The organism is Lysinibacillus sp. NPDC096212 (genome assembly GCF_044763105.1).
Lineage (GTDB): Bacteria > Bacillota > Bacilli > Bacillales_A > Planococcaceae > Lysinibacillus.
In genome coordinates, this window is the sequence record NZ_JBIWFQ010000002.1 from 288,573 (window position 1) to 311,362 (window position 22,790).

General features: G+C 32.1%; 28 protein-coding genes. 27 read left to right on the forward strand and 1 reads right to left on the reverse strand.

The genetic code is table 11. From position 1 onward, the window contains the following. The first annotated feature begins 1 nt into the window (after nucleotide 1). The 15 genes from ACIQ7T_RS03220 to ACIQ7T_RS03290 all read left to right on the forward strand — a co-directional run bounded on the left by ACIQ7T_RS03220 (nucleotide 2) and on the right by ACIQ7T_RS03290 (nucleotide 10,727). Entirely contained in the window at nucleotides 2-961 is a 960-nt protein-coding gene (locus ACIQ7T_RS03220) for an XkdQ/YqbQ family protein (protein ID WP_402868585.1), read from the forward strand. Further along, complete coding sequence (locus tag ACIQ7T_RS03225) at nucleotides 961-1,374, forward strand: DUF2577 domain-containing protein (protein WP_402868586.1); 414 nt, start codon at nucleotides 961-963, stop codon at nucleotides 1,372-1,374. Before ACIQ7T_RS03220 ends, ACIQ7T_RS03225 begins: the two co-directional genes overlap by 1 nt. Continuing rightward, nucleotides 1,359-1,772 carry a DUF2634 domain-containing protein gene (locus ACIQ7T_RS03230; protein ID WP_402868587.1) on the forward strand — a complete coding sequence of 138 codons (414 nt, stop codon included), beginning with the start codon at nucleotides 1,359-1,361 and terminating at the stop codon, nucleotides 1,770-1,772. The genes ACIQ7T_RS03225 and ACIQ7T_RS03230 overlap by 16 nt, the downstream gene beginning before the upstream one ends. Beyond that, on the forward strand, nucleotides 1,765-2,847 hold the full coding sequence (locus ACIQ7T_RS03235) for a baseplate J/gp47 family protein (protein ID WP_402868588.1): 1,083 nt from the start codon (nucleotides 1,765-1,767) through the stop codon (nucleotides 2,845-2,847). Before ACIQ7T_RS03230 ends, ACIQ7T_RS03235 begins: the two co-directional genes overlap by 8 nt. Continuing rightward, nucleotides 2,844-3,500: a putative phage tail protein gene (locus ACIQ7T_RS03240; RefSeq protein ID WP_402868589.1), complete on the forward strand. Its 657-nt coding sequence runs from the start codon at nucleotides 2,844-2,846 to the stop codon at nucleotides 3,498-3,500. Before ACIQ7T_RS03235 ends, ACIQ7T_RS03240 begins: the two co-directional genes overlap by 4 nt. Next, a complete protein-coding gene (locus ACIQ7T_RS03245) occupies nucleotides 3,493-3,801 on the forward strand; it encodes a hypothetical protein (RefSeq protein WP_402868590.1) in 309 nt (102 codons plus the stop codon). Before ACIQ7T_RS03240 ends, ACIQ7T_RS03245 begins: the two co-directional genes overlap by 8 nt. Further along, complete coding sequence (locus ACIQ7T_RS03250; protein WP_402868591.1) at nucleotides 3,794-4,393, forward strand: hypothetical protein; 600 nt, start codon at nucleotides 3,794-3,796, stop codon at nucleotides 4,391-4,393. Before ACIQ7T_RS03245 ends, ACIQ7T_RS03250 begins: the two co-directional genes overlap by 8 nt. A gap of 1 nt (nucleotide 4,394) precedes the next feature. Further along, on the forward strand, nucleotides 4,395-7,040 hold the full coding sequence (locus tag ACIQ7T_RS03255; RefSeq protein WP_402868592.1) for a hypothetical protein: 2,646 nt from the start codon (nucleotides 4,395-4,397) through the stop codon (nucleotides 7,038-7,040). Further along, nucleotides 7,040-7,255 (forward strand): XkdW family protein, encoded by a 216-nt coding sequence (locus tag ACIQ7T_RS03260; RefSeq protein ID WP_402868593.1) that lies wholly within the window; start codon nucleotides 7,040-7,042, stop codon nucleotides 7,253-7,255. Before ACIQ7T_RS03255 ends, ACIQ7T_RS03260 begins: the two co-directional genes overlap by 1 nt. Continuing rightward, a complete protein-coding gene (locus tag ACIQ7T_RS03265) occupies nucleotides 7,255-7,410 on the forward strand; it encodes an XkdX family protein (protein ID WP_402868644.1) in 156 nt (51 codons plus the stop codon). The genes ACIQ7T_RS03260 and ACIQ7T_RS03265 overlap by 1 nt, the downstream gene beginning before the upstream one ends. A gap of 65 nt (nucleotides 7,411-7,475) precedes the next feature. Further along, the gene (locus ACIQ7T_RS03270; RefSeq protein WP_402868594.1) at nucleotides 7,476-8,369 is read left to right on the forward strand and encodes a hypothetical protein; all 894 of its coding nucleotides are present in this window, start codon (nucleotides 7,476-7,478) and stop codon (nucleotides 8,367-8,369) included. Between the two features lie 353 nt (nucleotides 8,370-8,722). Then, the gene (locus tag ACIQ7T_RS03275) at nucleotides 8,723-8,992 is read left to right on the forward strand and encodes a hypothetical protein (protein WP_402868596.1); all 270 of its coding nucleotides are present in this window, start codon (nucleotides 8,723-8,725) and stop codon (nucleotides 8,990-8,992) included. Beyond that, complete coding sequence (locus ACIQ7T_RS03280; protein WP_402868598.1) at nucleotides 8,982-9,245, forward strand: phage holin; 264 nt, start codon at nucleotides 8,982-8,984, stop codon at nucleotides 9,243-9,245. The genes ACIQ7T_RS03275 and ACIQ7T_RS03280 overlap by 11 nt, the downstream gene beginning before the upstream one ends. Beyond that, nucleotides 9,245-9,988, forward strand: a complete 744-nt coding sequence (locus ACIQ7T_RS03285) for an N-acetylmuramoyl-L-alanine amidase (RefSeq protein ID WP_402868600.1) — start codon at nucleotides 9,245-9,247, stop codon at nucleotides 9,986-9,988. Before ACIQ7T_RS03280 ends, ACIQ7T_RS03285 begins: the two co-directional genes overlap by 1 nt. 442 nt (nucleotides 9,989-10,430) lie before the next feature. After that, a complete protein-coding gene (locus ACIQ7T_RS03290) occupies nucleotides 10,431-10,727 on the forward strand; it encodes a hypothetical protein (protein WP_402868602.1) in 297 nt (98 codons plus the stop codon). 81 nt (nucleotides 10,728-10,808) lie between these two features. Here ACIQ7T_RS03290 and ACIQ7T_RS03295 read toward each other — a convergent pair whose 3' ends face one another. Beyond that, nucleotides 10,809-11,408 carry a DUF3238 domain-containing protein gene (locus ACIQ7T_RS03295; RefSeq protein WP_402868604.1) on the reverse strand — a complete coding sequence of 200 codons (600 nt, stop codon included), beginning with the start codon at nucleotides 11,406-11,408 and terminating at the stop codon, nucleotides 10,809-10,811. Nucleotides 11,409-11,579: 171 nt separating this feature from the next. On the opposite strand from ACIQ7T_RS03295, the gene ACIQ7T_RS03300 reads away from it, so the two are divergent. From ACIQ7T_RS03300 to ACIQ7T_RS03355, 12 genes are all read left to right on the forward strand, one after another. After that, entirely contained in the window at nucleotides 11,580-12,086 is a 507-nt protein-coding gene (locus ACIQ7T_RS03300; protein WP_402868606.1) for a sigma-70 family RNA polymerase sigma factor, read from the forward strand. A gap of 12 nt (nucleotides 12,087-12,098) precedes the next feature. Then, nucleotides 12,099-12,344, forward strand: a complete 246-nt coding sequence (locus ACIQ7T_RS03305) for a hypothetical protein (RefSeq protein WP_402868607.1) — start codon at nucleotides 12,099-12,101, stop codon at nucleotides 12,342-12,344. A gap of 322 nt (nucleotides 12,345-12,666) precedes the next feature. Further along, on the forward strand, nucleotides 12,667-13,548 hold the full coding sequence (locus tag ACIQ7T_RS03310; RefSeq protein WP_402868609.1) for a ParA family protein: 882 nt from the start codon (nucleotides 12,667-12,669) through the stop codon (nucleotides 13,546-13,548). Nucleotides 13,549-13,560: 12 nt separating this feature from the next. After that, a complete protein-coding gene (locus tag ACIQ7T_RS03315; protein WP_402868611.1) occupies nucleotides 13,561-14,010 on the forward strand; it encodes a hypothetical protein in 450 nt (149 codons plus the stop codon). Next, a complete protein-coding gene (locus ACIQ7T_RS03320; protein ID WP_402868613.1) occupies nucleotides 14,007-14,684 on the forward strand; it encodes a hypothetical protein in 678 nt (225 codons plus the stop codon). Before ACIQ7T_RS03315 ends, ACIQ7T_RS03320 begins: the two co-directional genes overlap by 4 nt. 423 nt (nucleotides 14,685-15,107) lie before the next feature. Continuing rightward, nucleotides 15,108-15,716 carry a hypothetical protein gene (locus tag ACIQ7T_RS03325; protein WP_402868615.1) on the forward strand — a complete coding sequence of 203 codons (609 nt, stop codon included), beginning with the start codon at nucleotides 15,108-15,110 and terminating at the stop codon, nucleotides 15,714-15,716. Nucleotides 15,717-15,723: 7 nt separating this feature from the next. Continuing rightward, on the forward strand, nucleotides 15,724-16,134 hold the full coding sequence (locus ACIQ7T_RS03330) for a protein-export chaperone SecB (protein WP_402868616.1): 411 nt from the start codon (nucleotides 15,724-15,726) through the stop codon (nucleotides 16,132-16,134). 6 nt (nucleotides 16,135-16,140) lie between these two features. Next, nucleotides 16,141-16,902, forward strand: coding sequence for a hypothetical protein (locus ACIQ7T_RS03335; protein ID WP_402868618.1), 762 nt, complete (start codon nucleotides 16,141-16,143; stop codon nucleotides 16,900-16,902). 494 nt (nucleotides 16,903-17,396) lie between these two features. Beyond that, the gene (locus tag ACIQ7T_RS03340) at nucleotides 17,397-18,374 is read left to right on the forward strand and encodes a tyrosine-type recombinase/integrase (protein ID WP_402868620.1); all 978 of its coding nucleotides are present in this window, start codon (nucleotides 17,397-17,399) and stop codon (nucleotides 18,372-18,374) included. A gap of 280 nt (nucleotides 18,375-18,654) precedes the next feature. Next, complete coding sequence (locus ACIQ7T_RS03345; RefSeq protein WP_402868622.1) at nucleotides 18,655-18,891, forward strand: hypothetical protein; 237 nt, start codon at nucleotides 18,655-18,657, stop codon at nucleotides 18,889-18,891. A gap of 2 nt (nucleotides 18,892-18,893) precedes the next feature. Further along, nucleotides 18,894-20,894 (forward strand): DNA sulfur modification protein DndD, encoded by a 2,001-nt coding sequence (dndD, locus tag ACIQ7T_RS03350; RefSeq protein ID WP_402868624.1) that lies wholly within the window; start codon nucleotides 18,894-18,896, stop codon nucleotides 20,892-20,894. Next, nucleotides 20,895-22,406 carry a type IV secretion system DNA-binding domain-containing protein gene (locus ACIQ7T_RS03355; RefSeq protein ID WP_402868626.1) on the forward strand — a complete coding sequence of 504 codons (1,512 nt, stop codon included), beginning with the start codon at nucleotides 20,895-20,897 and terminating at the stop codon, nucleotides 22,404-22,406. It abuts the gene before it with no gap. The last annotated feature ends 384 nt before the right edge of the window (nucleotides 22,407-22,790 follow it).

Below are 22,790 nucleotides of genomic sequence, written 5' to 3' on the forward strand. Positions count from 1 at the left end.
TGTGGAAATATTAATTGATAATCGTAAAGGTGAAGTATTTGAGATGCCTGTTAAAAGTTTTGATTGGAAGTCAGAAAGAATTGGAAAGGCAAGTGTCTTTGAAGCACAGCTGTATAACGACAAACCTTTAGAATTTCCCATAGAAAGTGGGGCGGTCATTCGTGCTACTGAAGGCAACATTAAAATTTTCTATGGTTTTGCATTCGAGGACGGAGTCAAGAAAAGCGGAGATATGTCGTTTAAAGCTTATGATCAACTCCGGTACATGAAGAATCAGGACACATACGTTATTCCATCGCTAACAGCAACAGCAGCTATTAAAAGAATTTCCAATATGCTTAACTTAAAAGTTGGTACCTTTGAAGAGACGGGTTATGTAGTACCGGGAATCGTTGAGGATGATAAAGAGGCATTCGATGTCGTATCAAAGTTTCTTGATGCTACTTTGATTGCAACGAACCGAAATTATATACTGTTTGATAACTTTGGAACACTTGAATTAAAAAATATTTATAACTTAGTAATACCAGCAGACGACTTCTACATTGGGGAGGACAGTCTGCTTTTTGATTATGATTACACAAAATCAATAGATAAAGAAACTTATAACCGCGTAAAGTTTGTTCGCGATAACAAAGATACAGGTAAACGCGAAACGTTTATCGCACAGGATTCAGCAAATATTGCGAAATGGGGGCTTCTCCAACAATTCCGAAAAGTAGACGAAAATATGACCAATGCTCAAATTAAAGACTTAGTAGAGCGATCGATTAAAGTGCTCAATAAAGAGACCAAAACACTTGAGCTTTCATGTTTGGGTAATTGGAAAGTTAGAGCTGGTCGTATGATTTATCTATACATCGAAAAGCTTGGAATTAAAGAATATTTCATGGTTGATGAGTGTACTCACAAATGGCAAGAAGGTATTCATACTATGGAGTTAAAAGTGAAGGTGATTTAATGTACGACAATATTAAGAAAGTAGCTGTGAAAGCAGTTGAAGCAACTAATCCCGTCAATGTCCTTTACGGAACGGTTGAGAAAGCGAAGCCTTTGGAAATCAGAATACATGAAAAACTAAAGCTCACAGAGGAATTTCTTGATGTTGCCGAACATTTAACTCGGCATGAGAGGATTGTTTCTATCGATTATTCCTACCCAAAAAAATGGCCAGAATCAGTTATAGGAGATTCGTTGAAAGACACTAGTTCTTCTGAAGGCTACACAAAATTTGATATGAAGTACGCCAAAATGATTTTTGAAAATGGTCTGAAAAAAGGTGACAAAGTGGCACTGCTTCGAGTACAGGGAGGACATCGTTTTTTTGTTATCGATAGATATAAGAGAGGTGAAGAAGTATGGTCCTACCAGTAGGTAATATTACTGTTACAGAAGACTTTGAAGTGATAAGTGAATCCCAACTTACTACTAGAACTTATAAATTAGATTTTGAACGCGGTAGATGCGTAGGCTTCATTGATCGTCGAGAAGCAATGGAACAAGCCATTAGGAAAGTACTTCAAACCAAACGTTTTGCACATCTGATTTATTCGGATGAATATGGCTTTCAAAATATGATTGGTGAAGAACGTTTATTTGTTCGAGAGGAGCTACCGAGACGAATTAAAGAAGCTTTGTTACAAGATGAACGTATTACTTCTATTGAAAATTTTAAACTAGATTTTGAAAAAGACGAGGCCTTCGTGTCCCTGACTGCCATAACAATCTATGGGGATGTGGATGTACTAAGGGAGGCGATTCCAGTTGTTTGAACATAAATCTTTCGAGAGCATTCTACAGGAGTTGTTAGATCGTGTACCAAATGATGTTGATAAAAGAGAAGGTTCAATTATCTATGACGCTTTAGCTCCAACAGCTATGAAAGTTGCTGAGGTCTATTCAGATATGGATATTCTGCTTCATAGAACTTTCGCAGCTACAGCAGATGGAGACGATTTAGAGAAGCGCGTGAATGAACATGGTGTAGAGAGGAAACCCGCTGGAAAGGCCATTCGGCGTGTATTATTTACAGATGGTGATGGTCAACCTCTCGATGTAGCTATCGGTAGTCAGTATCGTTTGGATTCCATTACTTATAAGGTAATAGAACGTATAAATATAGGTGAATACAAAGCTGAAGCTAAGACTGTTGGATCAGTCGGTAATAAAGATTATGGAGAAATGTTACCTATAGAGCCTAACAATGAATTGGGTAAAATCGTATTAGCTGATGTAATCGTTCCTGGGGAAGATGAAGAATCAGATGAATCTCTTTATCAAAAATATTCAGAGCATATTCGGGAGAAGGCTTTTGGCGGTAATCGTGCAGATTATAAGAAAAAGCTTATGGAAATCCAAGGTGTTGGTGGTGTACGGTTGCGACGTGCACCCAATGGTGGTGGTACGGTAAAGGCCATCATTATTGACTCTGATTTTAATGCACCAACACCTGAATTTATTTCGTATGTACAAGAGCTTATGGACCCAATTGAGTTCAAAGGTGATGGCTATGGAACAGCACCAATAGGTCATATGGTTACTATCGAAGGTGTTGATGTTGCAGATGTAGAAGTTGAACTAGAGCTAGTCTTAAACGGTGTAACATTAGGACAAGTCGAAGAACAAATAAATCAAACACTCAGTGATTACTTTGCTGAGCTTCGAGCGAATTGGTTTAAGGATTTAGACATCATTGTTCGAATTACTCGGATAGAGTCAAGGTTATTAGAAATCGATGGGATAGAAGACATTGCATCGACGATATTAAATAATATTGCTTCTAATATTACTCTGAATGAGGAAATTCCTGTACTTACAAATGTGACAATCAAGGAAGTGAGTACATGACAAATGCATTTTTAGCAGAACTGCCCGCCTATTATAGAGACATAAGAGAGTTTCGCGAGTTATCAGAAACAGTCGCAATTGACTGGGGTAAACTTGACGAAGCTCTTTTTGGTATTGAAAATGACCAGTTTATATTGACCTCTAGCGAGGCTGCTATTGCTCTTAGGGAAAAGGATTTCGGAATCCGCCCTGATCTCAAAAATGAAACTCTGAAATTCCGTAAACTTAGGATATTAGCAAGGATGCAAGAAAATGCACCGTATGTATTGGAGTATTTAATTAAGATTCTTACAGACTTGTTGGGTAAAGATAAGCATCAAATTCTGCTAGACGTTGATAATTTTGAGATGGAAGTCGCAGTCGATGTTGAGCAAATAATTTACTATAACGAAGTAATTCGAATAGTTGAACGTATCGTTCCTTTGAATATTGAATTAATGACTACGATTCTTGCGTTAAAAGAGTGTCTATTTATTATTGGAGGTACGTATGCATGGCATCTTAATTATAAAATTTGTGGTCGTTTTAAAACAGCTCAAACACATGGCGTACTAGGGAAAGAATTAATTGAAGTTGCAAGTAACCCTTATGGTTTTATTACGGATACACGCATTTGCGGTCGATTTAAAGCAGGAGGTGTAAGGATTGAATGAGATACAACCATTGATGATAGATTTAACCCAACAATTTTTAAGTAATATTGTTGCAGGCGCCAAGGTTACTATTGATGGTGTCGTTTACGATAAAGAAATTTATCATACTAGCACTAAATATGGACTAAGAAAGTATGTAAAATTGTCGTTGGAAAAAGGCTTAGTAACACGTGCTGCTTTAGTCGATAGTTATGGGCGTGAATTATATGTGAAAACAATGAACTATCAAAAAGGTTCACAGGGGTATGTAATTGCATTTCCTCTGCAACTCGAGGAGAAGGAAGTGAAAGTAAGTGAATAAATTAATGAATGGTGAAATACCTTTAAATTTTAAGGAAAATCCATACGAACGCACACAATGGCATGACGATGTTACTGATCCTGTGACAGGCGAAGTCATTGATGATGGTACGCCGTTCATGTCTGAATTCGCAAATAATTTCGAATGGGGAATCTATAATGCTTACAGATTTATGATAGAGATATATCGTCAACAAGAACGTATGCGTATACAGTTGGAATTGGACGGCCGTGTACCTGGAAACAGCGGAACTTTTGCTGACGTGTTAGACGGTAGCTCTAATAAAATTACGTTAGACAGAGCCTTAACGGATATTATTGAGACTGTTGTGGCTGGAACAACTACTTTAAAAGTGGATAGTGTTGATGGATTCACACCATTTACGCAAGTCACTATTTTTGATGATATGCATAGCGAGGACGTTGTGATCACTGAGGTAGGTACAGACTTTATTAAAGTGCAAGCTCTTAAAAATGCATACAAAAAAGGTGCTAAAGTGGCTCGTAGTAATGTTGTTATTGATACAACAAATGCTGAAATGGGTGTCGGTGATTGGCAGACTTATAGTGTTGATTTAGTGGAGGTGGTTTAGGTTGGTTAAATATTATTACAGTAAATATAGTGCAGTAGAATCATTATATCCATTGTATACCGCACAATCAGTTATTCGCTTTAATCCAGATGGAAGTGGTAATAGGCGTATTGATTCTGAATTAATTAAGCTTGGTATGAATATTAATCTTGACCATCCAATGCATAAAACATCGATTTCTGTTGTAGAATCACAACGAAGATTGTGGATTGAACGTGACTATAATGGACTTACCTTAGGATATCATCTACAGTACCTTCTAGAAACTTATGGTCCAGGAGAACATTACTACTTTGAGGTAGGATATGACCCGAAGTTTTATAGTATTTATCCAACCACTGATTACGAGTGCACACTCTATGAATGGAAAGTTGGTAGTTCTTACTCCCGTGGATCACTTATTCAAAGTGATATTCAAGCAGAGAATAACACATACCCGACTGACGGCCGCCATACTGACGGTTATTGGTATGTTCGAGGTGAACAGATTAATGTAGCACCAACACAGCCAGGAGCATTTACGCAGCCATCGGGTTCATTAGAAATTGGTGATCCTAAGGTATTCTCTGTAGGAGCTTCATCTGATGAAAATGGAAATCTATCTAAATACATTTGGGAAGTTTCTGTTAATAACGCTGCATACTCAAAAGCTGGAGAAACTACGGCACCTAACTTTACCTATACAATTCCTACAGCAACAAGCTTAAAAATGCGCGTTAAAGCTGTCGATTCAGGAGGGTTAGAAAGTTCGTATCGTGAGAGTAGTCAATACACAGTTACAAAGCCAAAGTATTATTGGAGCAAATATAATGCTGATCCAGTGTATGAATATGCTTTAGAAGAATATAATCCGTCTCCAAAAGAAATTGCTCTCTCTAAACAGAGTGGTACTGAATTTGCTGATATGATAAATCAATTGGCGGATGTATATACGGATAGAAATACGTATGGTTCCTTCGATAAGATTAATTATCCATATTCTCAGCAAATAAACTATAAATTATATGCTTTCAATTCAAAAGCAACAGCTACAAAAGACGGTGTTATACTTGGTGGTGGTAAAGATTATTACCTAGCCACAAGTTCTTACAATCTTGATGATTTTAATGCAGGTAATACTATATACGGACAAGTAGCACACGCTTACATCGGACAATTTACAAAAGGGCAAATGGTAGTATTTAAACCTGTTTTCGCTAGTAATGGTACCGATCATCATCGTGTAAGAGTTGCATTCATCAGAAGTAAAGAAAACCTTCAATCTTATAGTAAAGGCACTTTAGTACAAACAAATATCCAAGCGGATTATGATTCATATGCTAATGATGCACGTAACAGCGATGGATATTGGTATGTAAGAGGTAGCCGTGTAAATCAATCAATCGCACCACCGTCACCATTTACAGCGCCAGTATCAGGTAAAAAATTCAAGCCTGGTGAAACTGCTAATATTACATTTGGTGCTTCAAATGCTGCAAATTTATCACTTTATGAAGTAGATTTCAGATACAACAGTACCGGCACATGGTCACAATTAGCTTACAACAACACGCTCACTCGAAGTTTGACCATTACAACCGACAAAGCGCTTAAAACACTCGAATTCCGAGTACGTGCAAAAAATACAAGTAATGTATATTCCGACTACGTATATTCTGAGCCTTTTGCAATTGAACACAACGTGGCTCCTACAGTGTCATTGTCTAGTCCAACTGAAAATGTAACACTGTACGAAAATGATATTTTAAACATTGCTGGAACTGCTTATGATGCTGATGCAGATCAATCGGTTACAGTTTACTATCAGATAAACAGCGAGCAACGTAAGGTATTAGCGACTAATCTAAGTCAAACGCAAATTCCATTATCTAAGCAACTCAAATTCACAGGTGGCAAGTTATATGATGGCGATACGGCTATAACAGGCAATCTAGCTGATGGAGTAGCACATAAATTAAAAGTGTGGGCAGAGGATAGCGAAAAAGCATCTTCAGCAATTGTTGAGAAATCATTCTATGTCGTACCTAATCGAGCTCCACTTTTATCGGTAGATGCAGTAGTACCAAGTGGCGTAGTAGATAATGACAAATTCAAAATCAGTGGTGCAGCAACAGATCCAGACGACAATTCAACAGTTAAGGTTACAAGACGTATAAATTCAGGAAACGCAATTGAGATTTATAGCGGCACAGGTGGAGAGTGGGAATTTGAAATAGCTCTTGCACAGCTTCATGTTGGTGAAAATACGATTGTTGTTGAGGTCGTAGATAATTACGGTGCCAAGACTAGCAAGACAATAAAACTTAATAAAAACGCTGTGAGCACGCCTATTTTGCAATCTGTAGCTCGTTACAAAATCGAGCCACCTAAAGGTTCAGCAAGAGGCGTTTTATTGTGGGTTCAGCGAGACGAGGAACTTGATTTAACTGTTGAGTTATCGATGACTCTAAAAGGTGAGCAGGAGCAATATACATTACTCAAACTAGACCCAAAAAATATCTTACCAGTTGTGGAAGGGATTGTTGAAGATGAATACTACCATGAAACTGTTGAACCAAAGGATAATATTATTCTTAAATTAACAACAACTAGAGCTAACAATAACATTGATCATAAAATTTATTTAATCATGGGGGTTGTTGAATAATGTATAGACGTAGAAGATTGCCAAATGGCTCATGGGGTGAACTTGAAAAATTAGGTTCGTTACCAACAACTGAAGAACAAGTACTATCTTTAGGCGAACAGCTGGCTCAAGAGAAAATGAAAAACATTCAAAAAGACCTCTTGATTAATAGTCTTGGTTCAGAGCTCTCACAATTAAAACTTGATGTCATCTCAATGAAAGGTGGTGGAGAATGATGGGGTTTTGGCAAATAGCATTTATTTCAAAATGGGTAACTGCAGCACAATTACGGATTGCAGTAAAAACCGAAGCTAATCCGTTTGGCGAGATTACACCAGAGGAGTACAAAGAAATCACAAAGCAGGATTTTGAAACGCAAGTAGAAATTTAACGCTATTTCTCAAAAAGTTTTTGGAGGTAATCTCTTCCTTTTGTCGAATTGAGTAGATGAAAGGAATGAACGATATGCAAAATGACACATTAACTTATCTTCAAGAAGAACTCGAAGCAATAAAAAGAACAATTGAAAGCTCCATTGAGATACAAAGTAAACAATTAAGTGAATTAAGTTTTAAAATATTGAAAGAACTTAACAGTCATGAAGGGCTTAAAATGTACTCGAGAGCCGAAGATTCATCTTTTAATAAGTTCCCTCAAGTAACTCTTGTGGATATGCAAAGGAAACTGAATTTTTCTAGAGATGAAATAATTGAAGAAATAAAAGTTTTATTCATTAAGAGGTATGTAGATTTTAATCTCCCTATAACAGAAAAAGTTGAAAAATTACTGCAAATAGATATGGAAGAAAAAATTGATAAAGAATTATTAAAAAGAGGTTTAATTTTCGAAAAAAATCTAGAAGAAATTAATAGTTTTAGATTAACTGAACATGGTTTTTCAGCTATGATGGACTATTCCGTCAAAGAGATGCAATTATTAAAAAAAGAACTAATGGAATTTAATGTTCAAAATAGAGAACAATTAGATGAATTAAAACGATTAGATTCTGAAAGATTAAGGGCAATTGGAGAAATAGATGAAAAAATAAAAGGTACAGAAAAAACTATCAAAAAGTTTAATGAAAATATATTCACTATTTTCTCTATAATGTTAGCTATATTTGCGGTTATAGGTATTAATGTTGCAAGTATACCTAAAATTGAAAATAACTTCATATTAAACGTAATCGTGGTTAACTTTTCTGTATGTTTTAGTTTAGTCGTTTTATTTTATCTAATGAATACATTGCTCTACAGAGAAAAAAATAAAGCATTATCTATATTATTTATAACATTCTCAATAGCTTTTGCTATAGCGTTTATTGCTATAGGAATAAAAGAAATTATTTAGTATTGAAATTAAGCACGTCCAGTATATGGTGTGCTTTTTATATTGCCTTCCACAGAAAAAATGTGGAGGGCTTTTATTATATGCTATGAGAGCAATCGAGATGAGCAACGATACATGTTACTGAATCTCGACGCTTCTCATGGCTCTTTATTTTAGGGCAAAGGATTGGTGAGAGCATGGGTGCAATACCTACAGCTGTATTTGCCTAATTTACATTTTTTGAAATCGGAATGAAAAAATCACAAGGACATGATTTTAAAACGTAAGCAGAAGCTTAGCGTTGTTTTTATACTCGGAAATTTACCTTTCATAACTGTGAAAGGTTTTTTATTTTGGGAAAGAAGGTGAGAACATTGGTGGAAACAATCAATAATTGGTTGCCAATTGTATCAGCGCTTATTGGAGGCCTTTTATTCATTTGGCGCATTACAAACAATCTAAATAAAACGCTACTTAGTTTAACTAATGGCATTGAAAGATTAAACCAACATTTAAATGAAGTTGACGAGACTTCAAAGGAATCAGCAAAACGTATCAATAACCATGAGGTACGTATTGTTGTATTAGAAAAAGTAGCAGGTATACAAAAACAGCCTAAGGAGAGTGTACAAAATGAAAATTAATTGGAAAGTACGTCTACAACATAAACCATTTTTAGTGTCATTATTTGCATTTTTATTATTACTAATTCAACAAGTTACTACAGCATTTGGATTTAGTTTACCTGAAACCTTCGGGGAACAAGCTACAGCTATTTTTAATACCGTTCTGAGCATCTTAGTTCTTCTAGGTTTTGTTATTGATCCTACAACACCAGGTGTAAGTGATAGTGACAGAGCTATGAATTATGGCAAAGAAAAGGATGGTGATCAATAATGGTAGTTATTCGAAAAAAGTTAGTTTTAGAATCATTAGCAGCAAAAATCACATACGGTAAGATTAATAAGAAGAATTATGTAGTTGTACATGAAACAGACAATGAACGATCTGGCGCTGATGCGGATGCTCATGCTCGTCTACAGATGAATGGAAATAGCAGACAAGCCAGTTGGCATTGGCAAGTAGATGATAAAGAAGCTGTGCAATCATTTGAACATAATTGGGCATGTTGGGCAGCTGGTTCCGATAAAGGTAATAAAGAAGGAATACAGGTAGAAACGTGCGTAAACAACGACGGTAACTATTTAAAAGCTGTACAAAATACCGCCGAACTTGTTGCTAAAATTATGAAAGATGAAGGTATCCCAATCAGTAACGTGGTTCAACATAATCATTTCAGTGCCAAGAACTGCCCTAGCAAAATGCGCGCTGGAAAGGTGAGTTGGTCTCAATTTATCGCAATGGTTAAAACAGCAAGTGGTGCTGTACAACAACCAAATCCTATTACGGATAACAATAAATATCGTGTTTTAACAGGCACATATAGCACAATTCAAGCTGCAGAAAATGTACTGGATGTGTTAAAGCAACGTTTCGGTTGGGTTGCATACATTGAGCCTGACGGCAAGTTATGGCGTGTTAAAACAGGTACCTTTACAGGTGCCGATGCTGCAAAAGCAGGAGCAAATAAAATTAAAACAGCTAAACTAGCGCAAGTAACAAATATTGTAGCTGCATAATAGTAAAGACCCAAAATGGGTCTTTACCTTTCAAGGAGACAATTTAAAACGGACTATATAGCCTTCTGTCATCGATATAATCGGTGGTGGCTGAATCGTTTTAGGAAACATGATAGTTGTAAAGATAAATATATTCTACGAAAACTTATATCATTTCTGAATAAGAAAGATAAACACATTGCTTTAAGCGAGAGAAAAATGATTCAATAATATCAAGCGCTTTGTGTTTTTTTATGTTAATATGTGCATGTAAAGTTATATGTGGAAAGTTATGTATTTTAGTGGGGGATTTATATGGTATTTAGCGGTAAAACGTGGATTTTATAAGGTAAGATATTTCATGAAAATTTATTAAGATGTTCAAAAGATAAAGGGTATTTCATTGTGTTTTTTGAATTGGGAAAACGAGATATAAATCAAATTTACAATTGGAGGTTGTTTTATGGATATGTCTATAGCAGGATTTTTTGTATTTTTAATTATTTTAATTAATAGTGCTTTTTTATATTTATATAAAGTTAAAAATATTTCTTTGTTACGTATTGGATTAATTAGTGCAATTTTGATACCAGTCGTTTTTATATCTTTGGTTAAATTAATTTCAAGTATTTTTAGTATTGGTGACGATGTTACTTTTATCAGTATGTTTTTTATTAAAATAATTTTTTTCAATAGCTTGATTTACGCATTGATTGGAGTTTTTTTCGTTTTTAGGAACTCCATTAAAACTAATAGATAATGGTGAAATTCATAAACATTCATATATTGCATTAAAAAGAAGCTACAATCTTAAACGATTTGTAGCTTCTTTTATTATTAATTAGTTATTTTTGTCACTATTATAAGGTCTACCTACATCTACACTTACGGATGGTTTATACAAATCAAATACACCGGCACTATCTTTAGGAATGTACGACCAAATATTCTCTGGAGCTTTTTTAGCACTAATCTGATGACGTCCGAATTCAAATGCAGGGAATTGACCATGTTTACCAGTAAGTCGAACACTGCCTGTACGGGTTACTTTAATTTCAAGGTTATATTTAATATCTGGTGAATACCAGACTGAAGGGTTATTGATAGCGCATGAACAAGATAAATACAAGTCATCATTTTCAATACGTTTAGTGAATTTTAAGTTACCATTGGGCGCTTGATTTTTTCGTACTTCAAGAAGTTTCCCCCGTGAGTTGTAATGATGAGAAGTTGTTATTCCAACATCTTTAAAGTCTTGTACACCATAGTCTTTTTTTGATGTATCAATAACAAAACGTTGTGATGTGCGATAAGCATTAGAATTATAGTCTGCCTTTTTGCGTTTATCACCATCAAATGTGACACGTTCTTCCAAGTTGTCTTTGAACACAACTTTATCTCGGGGTAAAAAAGATCGTAATTTAATTTCTAACTTTGCCATAATATAGCCTCCTAATAATTTTAAATTGAAAGTGTAATTAACACTTACATATAGGAAAGGCTCATTTTCTTTTCTAAAAACAACCAAAAGAAATTTAATTTTTGGTTGTTTTTTAGTTAAAGAAAAACACCTTTATATTAAGAACGTACGTTCTTTTTTAGGAGGGGTATTTTGAGCAAAACATGCTTAAACTTAGTACTACATAATTTTTTAGCTATTGAGAAAAATAAGTTATTGTTTGAGGAGTACAAAGTTAATAGAGATAAAAAGAATATGGAGTTATTAGAGAAGGAGTTTAAGATATATTATTCAAAGATAGTGCTGGTATCTTATTTTTCAAAATCATTGTATTTCGCAGCACAGAAGTATGATCGGAAAATTAGAAGATATCAAAGCTTTAAAGAAGAGTTACTTGAACAAAACGAAGATAGTTTTTTATATGTAGAAAATATTAATGACAATAATTCTAATAATATTGCAAACTACTTTGCAGATAAAAATATCTTTAAAGCTATAGATAAATTGACTGACAGACAAAAACAAATTTTATATTTGCTTCATATAAAAGAAATGACTGAAATTGAAGCAGCAAGTATTATGGGAATTTCCCAACAAGCTGTAAACAAAGGGAAAAATAAAGCAATCATAGAAATCCAAAATAGTTTAAATGCAAAGTAAGGAGTATTTATAATGGACTATAAATTAAATTCACTTGAAGTAATTGAATTAATGCAGCCAAAAATAAAGAAATTATTACATCAAACAGCTGCTAATAATAGAGAGGATTTGGAGCAGGAGTTAAATTTGGTGATTATAGAAACAATGGAGAAAATAAAATTTAACAATATGCCAAGCTTTTCTGATTTGGTTAAATTGGATGAAAACAATATTATACAATCAAACAAAAATTTATTGAAGTTAAAAGGCATTGGATAATGAAGCTTATAATGACCAAGATTAAATTAATTATTTTGGTCTATTTTGATCCATACAAGTGATGCAGAAAATACAAATTAGGTATTTTAAAGGTTGATCACGGCGAAAAGTAGGTTCAATGACTAATGGAAAGGCGTTAGGGTTAGTTATTTCTGTTGTAAAACGAACATTGTAATTGATAAAGAACAAGATTCCTATGGCTTGGTCTTTTTGAGGACATTGGTAATAGAACCATTTATGCGTTATTATGTTAAAATTTATAACATTTTTTCCGAGAGGTAAGTTATAATTGTAACATTAATGTAGTAAAGGGGTAGGCAAAATGAGAAACGTTATTTCATTTCTAAATATGAAAGGTGGGGTAGGGAAAACTACCTTATGTAAAGAAATCGGATATTATTTATCTAGGAACGGTAAAAAAGTATTATTAATTGATGTAGATCCTCAAGGAAACTTAACACAGTCAATTTTCGAAAAGTATAATTATAAACATCACTATGAAACTGAGACTGAAAGAAATAGAAAATTTCAAGTTTGCACAGCAACAATTAGCAATGTTTTTGACTATACTTCTGTTGTTGAAGGTGTTAAAGAGTCAGATTTTATATTAAAGTTAGATGACTATTTATCAATTATACCTGGTGATTTGAATGCGGTATTTTTTGAACGATCTGGAGGTGGGTCAGAAAGTGAGAATGCTATCAAGAATTTTATAGAAGATTTTAAAATCAGAGAGTCGTATGATTATATATTAATGGATTGCCCACCTACATTCTCCTTTTATACTACTGCTGCTTTGCTGGCTAGTGATTTTTATATCTCCCCAATCCATCCTGACTCTTATTCAGTTCTCGGAATTGATTTGTTATTCCAAGTAGTAGAAAGGCTAAAAAAAGTATATCGCGATAGATTTAAAACAACACCATTAGACCATCTCGGTGTAATCTTCACTAATATACCTAGAGATGGTAGTATTTCAACAGGAATGAGAAAGATGATGGGCGATATCAGGGGTAGTCAAACTTTAGATGAATTGGAAGTTAATTTTTTTAAAGAAGTATTTCAAACCAATAGGGAATTTAATAAAAAAATTGATTACTTTATAGCTGATTCTAACAGTGATTACTCATACAGTAATTTGAGAAAGATAATTATAGAATTTGATTCTGTCATCACAAAAGCTAATGTTGTTTCTCAAATATAAGGGGTGATAAACATGGAATTAAGACCCGAATTAGCACTAAAAGAAAGAGTCTCAACTATTAAGAAGGCTGATAGCGAAGAAAAAATAAGATTTGAAATGTACAGCATAGTAACAAGTTTGATTTTATCCAAAGAAGTATTTAATAGGAATATAAATATAAAAGAATTTTTGGATGAATGTCACCCTATTTTCAAAACATATGGAGATTACTTATTTGATAATAGGACACTCTTATTAGGAAAGATACTTAGGGAGATGAAAGAACAAGATAAAAAGTTTTTATATCATTTTGCCTTAGATATTAAAGAAGAACTAATCAGATGCATGGATAAAGAAAATAATGAAGATGCTATTTCGAATGCAAATCAAATAAGCGTAAAAAATAACAAGGGTAAGAAAAACAACAACTACACAGATACTTTATTTGAGAGATTCAAAAGAGAGGAGGAAACATCTAAATGAGCGATGTGAACTTTTCTAAATATAGTACTTTTATAAATGAATATTTTCCTAATTCGGGTGTAAGTGGAAGCCCATATCTAATAAAGATTTATGAAATAGTAAATAGAAATATCCATTTTATGAAATTAATTAAAAAAATCGATTCAGATTTACATCCAGAAAGACAAAGATTATATGATGATTTTCATTTATTAAGTTTAAGAATGCTTTATCATTTACCTTCGAATGATGAATTTATAAATAATATAATAGTTAGAGCGACTTCTGAAAATATTTTGCGTATTGTTCTATCATTTATTGATGAAAAATGTACAGATATTATTTCCTTGTCATATAGTTCTATAATGGATAGTCTTGCTAAAAAAGGTTTTTCGCAAAGATATCCAGATTTACATAAAAAACTAAGTAATTATTTTGGTAATTATTCGAAAGATGTCCACGGTCAAAACCTTACCAAACTATCTGAAAAAGAGTATTTAGTTTCTATTAGAGAAGAAAATAACGAAAAACATCTAAGTAAATTATATAGTGTATATGATAAGATTTCGCTTACATTTATTCCATGTATTTTATCGGAAATGGATGTTAAAAAGAAGACAATTCCTACAGGTATATTAAGTGAAATGTTAAATTTGGTTGGAGAAGAAGTATACTATAAATATTTCTCAAGTTAATATTTCTACTTCAGTGTTATAATCAATCGATAAATTCAGAAAAACAAACATGAAAAATAACCAGGTACTCATTTTTAATTAGTGAACCTGGTCTTTTTTATTTGACAAACGTTAATTCATACTGGAATGCTACTTATTGCATCGTTTAAAGGTTTTGATAAAGTTCCTAAAGCAATAAACTAATAACCAGGCGCTCGAATGAGAACCTGGTTTTATTAAAGAATTGAATAAAATGATTGAATTCTAAAGATATTAAATACTATTAAATAGAGAGTTTCTAAATTACTTACTTTCATAATACATTGAAGTAGTTCAAGTAATAATTATAAAGAAATCAAAATATAATCTTAATGTAGAATAAATTACTAAATGATTCCTATAAAAGAAAAAAATATGGTAAAATAGGAGGTGAACATTAAAAAGATGAATAAAGGAGTGATTAGAATGAGTTATCGCTTCAATGTTAAATCAACTAATTATGAATGTATAAATGTTTCCAATTTAAATTTAGAAGAACTTATTCAAATAACAGAAAAGCAAATAGAATTAAATTTAATGTTCGAAAATATTTTAATAAAGGCTAAAGAAGCTTTTGAATTCGCTAGAAACTTATTTAAATATGTTTCCAATGAAGATGAAACAGATTTTTATGAAGAAGTTGAAAATAAACTAAACAATTGTCATTTGTTTATGGAAAATATGTTCTCCGAGAGAGCTAAGGCTATGCATTCTTGTATGCAATTTACTGAAGCGAATCATGGAAACTATAAGGAAATTTTTGAAGCATATATTGAAATAGTTACCCGAGGATTTGAAGAGACTTTAAATAATAAATTAAATCAAATTGCTAGGATAGCTACTACTGTATACGGAATATTGGATGACTTACAATTTACTCTTGAACTAAATGGTTTGATTAATCTTGAGGTTAATAAAGCTAATTTACCAGAGTTGCTGGAAGTAAATCATTTTTCAGAAGATAAAATTGGAGAGGATTTGCCCGAATTAACTTTAGAATTAATTTGTGCTTAGGGAGACAATGAAACTAGATAAGGATATTTATCAAGAATTAATAAAAAATATTGATATTAGACAAGTTAACTTGAAGAATTTATCTGTAGAAAGTTCTAATAAAATAGAACAAGAAAATATCAAAATATCTGTTAGTCATGATGTAATAAAGTATGAAAGAGAAAAAGACAAGTTTTCTGTTCTGACAGAATTTGAAGTACAAGGATTAATAGAAGAACAGAAAGTTTTTAATATTTACTTTATATTAGAGTTAAGCTATTCATTAGAAGCTAGTATAACTTTTGAAGAACAGTATATCGATTTCTTTACAAAAAACAATGTCCCTGTAAATGCTTGGCCATATGCAAGAGAATTGGTGAGTAACCTAACTTTAAGGATGGGACTCTCTGCTTTAATATTACCTGTATTAAGGGTTTAATAATATATGTCTAAAACACAGGTGAAATGTGTATCATATAGCCCTAAAAATGGGACTGAGTGGGGCAACTATGAAATAGATACATTTATTCAAGGATTGCTTGATCTAATAGAAAAAAATAACTTATACTTTCTAGTAATCGCAAATATTTTAGAAAAGTATAAGAATCCAGATAATGATCCTCAAACAAAAAAATTAAGAAACTTAGATTTAATGAGTTATTTTAAAGCATATCTAATAAAGGACAATGAAGAAGAGAAAAAATCACTTTCTGATTTATTAGATATTCTCTATTCGAAGACTAGTCAAGATGTTGGGGATATAAGAGGTAAATTTCTTGAAGCTGTTATTTATAAATACGCTCCGAAAAATATCCCTTTATTACCAAATACCATAAAATGTGTAGAGGCCATTATCTCATTTGAAGAACAAACTCTTGGTGGGAATGATTGTGATTTTGATTTTACTTATCATGGAGATAATGGAAGTACTTCAGAAATACCTGATTATTTTGAGTGTAAAGCTACAATTGATGGCATGGTGCAAGTTGGACAACCAATGAATGTACTAAAGAAAAGTAAGTTAAAAAAATGGGAATATGCAAAAGAGATATATAACCAATTAAGTATCCAAGCTGGTATTGTACCTAAAATATACTTCACATGTTTAAATTCAAGGGTAGAGGATATTCAAACACATGTTAATAATGAGGGATATGGCTGTGTTACTATTTTAAACAATAAAGATATCTATCGAATGATAATATAATTTAAAAAGGCTGGGACATAAATAGCTTCCAATTAGTGAGAAATTCGAATTTGAATTCATTCAAATTCGAATTTCTCTATTTTTTTATGTTGTCTCCATATAGCTATTTTTTATGAATCTTTCCAAATTTTTTAACTTTCAGAAGGTGCCCACGAGGTGCCCAAAATAATATAAAACTAGATAAATAGATAAAAACAATCTAGTAAGTTTCTAATTAAAAATAGTTTAAATAGCTTTATATCTAAAATTTATAGAAGTGCATAAAAGTTCTTAAATCTGTAACCACAGCCTTCTAAGCCGTCGGTCGGGGGTTCGAATCCCTCCTGGGACGTCTAAAAAGCAGGTTTCAGGCCTTTAGGGATAAGGGTTTGAGAGAAATTAGGGATTCGGTCAGGGCTTCGGTCCGGGGCATTGAATCCCTTTTTTCGTTCCTCAAATATTTATGGGATTCCGAAATCATCTTCCAATCAAAATTTTGAATGGAGGATTTTTTTATGACAAAAAAGTCTGGGTTGTTTGAAGTAGATATTGATTTAGCTTTATTAAAGCTTGAGCCTGAAATATCGGTTGAATCTAAAAAAGAAGCATCAAAAAAGATTGATAATGCGGTTGAAATTGTGATTAAACAAATGAAATCTAGTGGCTATCGACCTCGTACCATAATAGATTATGAAACAATTGTGGGAAACTTTAAGAAAGACCAAGCTATCGAGTATTTATCAGAAATCACACTAAATACTATCTACAACTGGTTGGAACAAATGCAGGTATGCAATCAAACAAAACAAACACGATTGAAGGCTCTGAAATCGTTTTTAAGTAAATGCTTTAACAATGGTTGGTTCGATAAAAAGTTTTGGCAGACAGTTAATATAAAGGTTGATAAGAAAGTAAAGAGTGGTGCAAATGAGAGTGATGTGAAATTATTGATATCACTTTTGGATGTGAATACATTTGTGGGATTGCGTGATGCAGTTGCCATTTTGACCATGTATAAAACAGGCATTCGTATTAATACATTAGGGCAGTTAGAAGAAAAGCATATTGATTTTGGAGAGGGAGTACTGAAACTTGATGGCGACATTTTAAAAAATCATAAATTATTAAAACTACCTATCGATATTCAATTAATCCAGCTATTTAAAGTGCTTATTCAACAGAACAATAAAATTCGCAATCATTATCATGAAGATAATCAAAATATCTTCATTTCTTTTAAAGGTACGTCTATAAATACAAAATCAACGAATAATGCCATCTCCAAACAACTCACTAAATATAGTAAAAAATACGGGTTGAAGAATATTAATGCACATGCTCTTAGACGTGCTTTTGCGAAAAACTTACTAAATAAGGGTGCAAATATCGCTTTAATATCTAAAGCTTTAGGGCATTCCAATTTGGAGGTAACGACACAGTATTTGGATTTAGACGTTGATGAGGTTTCTAATAGTCTAAAAGAGTATTTATAGATAGAGAGAAATGCTTATTGTTATTTTGTTATTTTATAATTTATGTTTTCGAGTAAGTTTAACTTTTATGGACTAGGACGATATCTGTTATGGATATCGTCTTTTTTTATTAGAGGAATTTATGAATATTAGCAAAGGTAATCATCTTCTATTTTCTATCTATACTTTAGATTATAAAGGTATAAATTTGTTTAAAGTTGTAAATAACTTTTTATAAGATTGTTTGAATTAATAATAGTGAAACAGAAATTAATTTATCTGGAAAGTAGGTCATCATGTAGTGGAACAAAAAGGGATGGATGAAAAGTCTTATAACTACATTTTTGAGAGTAATAAACGAAAGGAAAATGTACTCTTAGAAAGGGTAAGTATGCAATATGATGTTAATGTTGAAATTGTTAATCGCTTAATGAATTTGGAAATGTCTATGTGGGGGAAAATAAAAAGAAGAGGTTTACAGAATCAAATAGATGCAATGATTCAATCATCAATTTTGTCTAAAGGAGAAGAGGTGTAAAAATGTTACTTAAAAGAGTAACCTTCAATGATTTTAGACTGTACAAAGATTTTAATGAGATTGACCTAACAATTAGTGGTAAGAATATTATCCTAATAGGTTCACCGAATGGTGCTGGAAAGACCTCTATTTTAGAAGGAATTTTACTTGCATTATATGGTAGTCAAGCAAAATTAACATCAGGTGAAACATATGACCAATTTATTAGGGACTGTATTAATACTGAAAGTTACAGGAAGGGTAACAGAAAGTTCTATATTGAAGTAGAATTTGAAGGTAATAATGAATCTGAAAAAAATCTATTAATAAAGAGAGAATGGAGAATAAGAGAAAATGATTGCATAGAAAATCTTTCAATAACAGAAGATGGTCAAGAATTAAAACAATTTGAAGATGACTTAGATAAAACCCAATTTATTCAAAATATAATTCCTTTTGGTGTTTCTCAATTTTTCTTTTTCGATGGAGAGAAAATTCAGTATATGGCTGAGGATAATGATTTTGATAGTTCAGATTCGTTAAGTTCGTCAATAAGGGATATTTTAAATATTAATATATATCACCAATTAGTTGAGGATTTATATTCATATGAGATAAATCAAAAGAGAAGCCAAGCTAATATAAAGCTATCAGATATAAGAAAAGTTGAAGCTGAAATTGAAGCGACTAGTGAAGTAATAGCTGAAATAGAGAAAGAGCTGGATGATGCTCAATTGAGTAAAGTTAAATTAGGTGTTGAAATGAATGAAATAAAAAAGTGGTTGAGGGAACAAGGAATAAGTTCAATAAACAAACGGGCAGATATACAAGAAGAGATTGAACATCTAAAACACAGTAGAGAAGAAATAAGAGATGTAGTTTTTTCGTTTATCGATAACGAGCTTCCATATGTTTTACTTTCCCCTGTTATAAATGACATTGGCGAACAGCTTCAAAAAGAAAACCAATACAATAAAGCTAAGATGTTGTCTCGACAAAATCATGAAAACTTTTATTTGGTTTTGGAAAGTTTGAATTCGGATAAAATAATTCCTCCACTGACTCCTATGCAAAAGGATATTCTTGCTCAAGAAATGCAGTTAATATGGGCGAGAATAAACAAACCTATTATAAGGGAAAACGTTGAGATTATTCATGATTTATCTCCTTCAGATTTAGAAGTTCTAAATAATGATATTTCCTATATTACGTCATATTTAACAAATGGTAATTCTGATTTAGAGAAAACTTTTTCTTTATTTGAAAAAACTTCAAAGGATATAAATGAAAAAATTCAACTGCTGAAGAAACTCCCAACTAGCGATAATGTGCTGAAGAAAGAAAGTCAATTAGAGGAGTATGAGATTACGATTAAATCTCTTGAAGACAATATTCGTATTTGTCAAAACAACTTGGATGAGCAAAATAATAAAAAGAAAACGTTGCTAAATAGCAGAATAGAACTTATTGAACAAATAAAAGTAACTCAGGAAATTCAAACTAAAATTAATGAATCGGAAAAAATTAGAAAGGCATTATTAGAGTTTATTAATAAATTAACTATAGAAAAGGCTCACGATGTTGAGCAATTATTGACGGAAATGTTCAACAAATTAACCAGAAAAGATTATTTAGTAAAAAGGTTTAAAATTAATCCCAACACATTTGATATTACCTTTGAAAATATGCATAATGAAGTCTTACCAAAAAGAAGGTTATCTGCAGGTGAAAAAGAGATTTTCTCCATTTCACTCGTGTGGGCGTTAGCAAAAGCTTCTCAAAAGCCTTTACCTATTGTAATAGATACACCATTAGGTAGATTAGATAAAGTGCATCGCACTAATCTTTTAACTCATTACTTTCCTTATGCTAGCCAACAAGTAATAATACTATCAACTGATGAAGAAGTTGCTGATGAATGGCGTGAAATGATTAAAAATAATATTGCTAAAGAGTATTTAATTACTGATTGTGGAGAAAAAACTTCAATTAAAAAAGGATATTTTAACTTGGAGGTTAGATAGATGAATGGAAGTAGGCGTATATCTTTGAGTGGTGAGGCGACTGAATATTTAAATAGATTATATATTAGAGTTCAATCTAAATGCGAAAAGTCTTCAATATATAAAATAGCGTTTGCAAAGGGATTAATGTCATCTCACAATAATTTACTAGTTGATTTTAAAAGCGACTCTAAGGGAAGTGAAATACGTATAGATTCTATAGAGAATATTATATTCGATGCCGCTATAAGACAAAAATTTAAAGTTGCTTCATTAAATAATAAGGGGCGTTACTATAAGCTATTAATTGATTATGGTGCATTGCTCTTGGAGCAGGAAGACGAAGGTGATGAAGAGAAATTAATAATAGAGCAATATAAAAATAACAAAGTGTTAATGACCTTTAATAAAAGCGATAAATTGTTTCAGAAAAGGTTTAACCCAATTTCTAATATAATACTTGAATTAGGGGAGTATAATGAAAATTCAATCTCAATTACATGGAACGACAAGGACCATACTGGTCAACATATAGGCATAACGGGGAAAACTGGAGCTGGAAAAACACAATTTGCTTTAGAAATAATAAGTCAAATTAAAGAACAAAATGAAAGTATGAATATAATATTTTTTGATTATGCCAAAGGTGATGTAGCAGCAAATAAGAAATTTTCAAGTTTAATTGGTGCTAATATAATTGATTTGGCAAATGACGGGATTCCATATAATCCGTTTTTTATGGAGGATGTTAATGACCAAAAAATTGAAGAGTTAAAAGAAATATTCACATCAATTCAAAAAAGAATTGGTCCAAAGCAAAGTTTGGATTTATTTGACATTTTTCAAAAAGCATATGAAAAATATGAAGAACCTGACCTTAGTTTAATTTATCAATTAATGATTCAGATATATGATGAGCAAGGGAAAAATAAAGATGTGTTAGTTGAGCTATTTCACAAGTTGAACATACCAAGAATATTTCCAGACTATAATAATCAGAACCTTTTCAGAACCCTATCTGATAAAAACATAATTTTTGATTTGCATAATATTGATTCACATATGAAGGTGAAGGAATTAGTTACGTTTTTAATATTAAATAAAATATATATGGAATCAATTCGCTTACCAGATAGTAAAATCAATGAAAAAACGGGTATGCGAGAAATGAGAACACTTGTAGTTATAGATGAAGCTCATAACTATTTGGATGCAAATAATCGAATTCTTGAAAGAATGTTAAGGGAGTTACGTTCTAAAGGTGTTGCTGTAGTGTTACTATCACAGGGATTTGATGATTTAGTTCAAAAACAGTTTGATTATAGTTCTATGCTAAATTGGATTTTTCTAATGAAATCAGATAATTCAATACAAGGAATTGAAAAATCATTAGCTATTCCTAAAGACGTTGCATCTAAAGTTACAAATGAGCTAGCTACAGTAGAAACAGGCATAGTATATACTAGAAAGCTTAGTGTGAATGATAAATTGATTACAAAATTTCATAGTAAAGCTTTTTGGAAAAGAAATTAGGAGATTGGATTAACAAATAGAATCTATAGACTCTAGAGAACTTGTAACAACCGAAGATTTTATTCAAGGCATTAGAATACTAAGGGCATTTCAGATTCTTTGAAGGATAAAATTGAGCATATTCGCACAGATTTTGTGAGTTCTTTATAATTAAATTTACGAAAATATACTTTCAAAAAGAGAGAACTTATTCAATATTACCCCATCCGTGTTACTATGTAGCGCTCTAATAAATGTACTACTCAACTGTGATGCTAGTATGAGTATACTTTTTTATAATCCTGCACATCAAAGTAACGCTACTAAATATGATAAATCAAATATAATTAAAACAACTTCTACTGAGTTACATGGAATAAATTTAATTAAAAATCGTCAGCGATT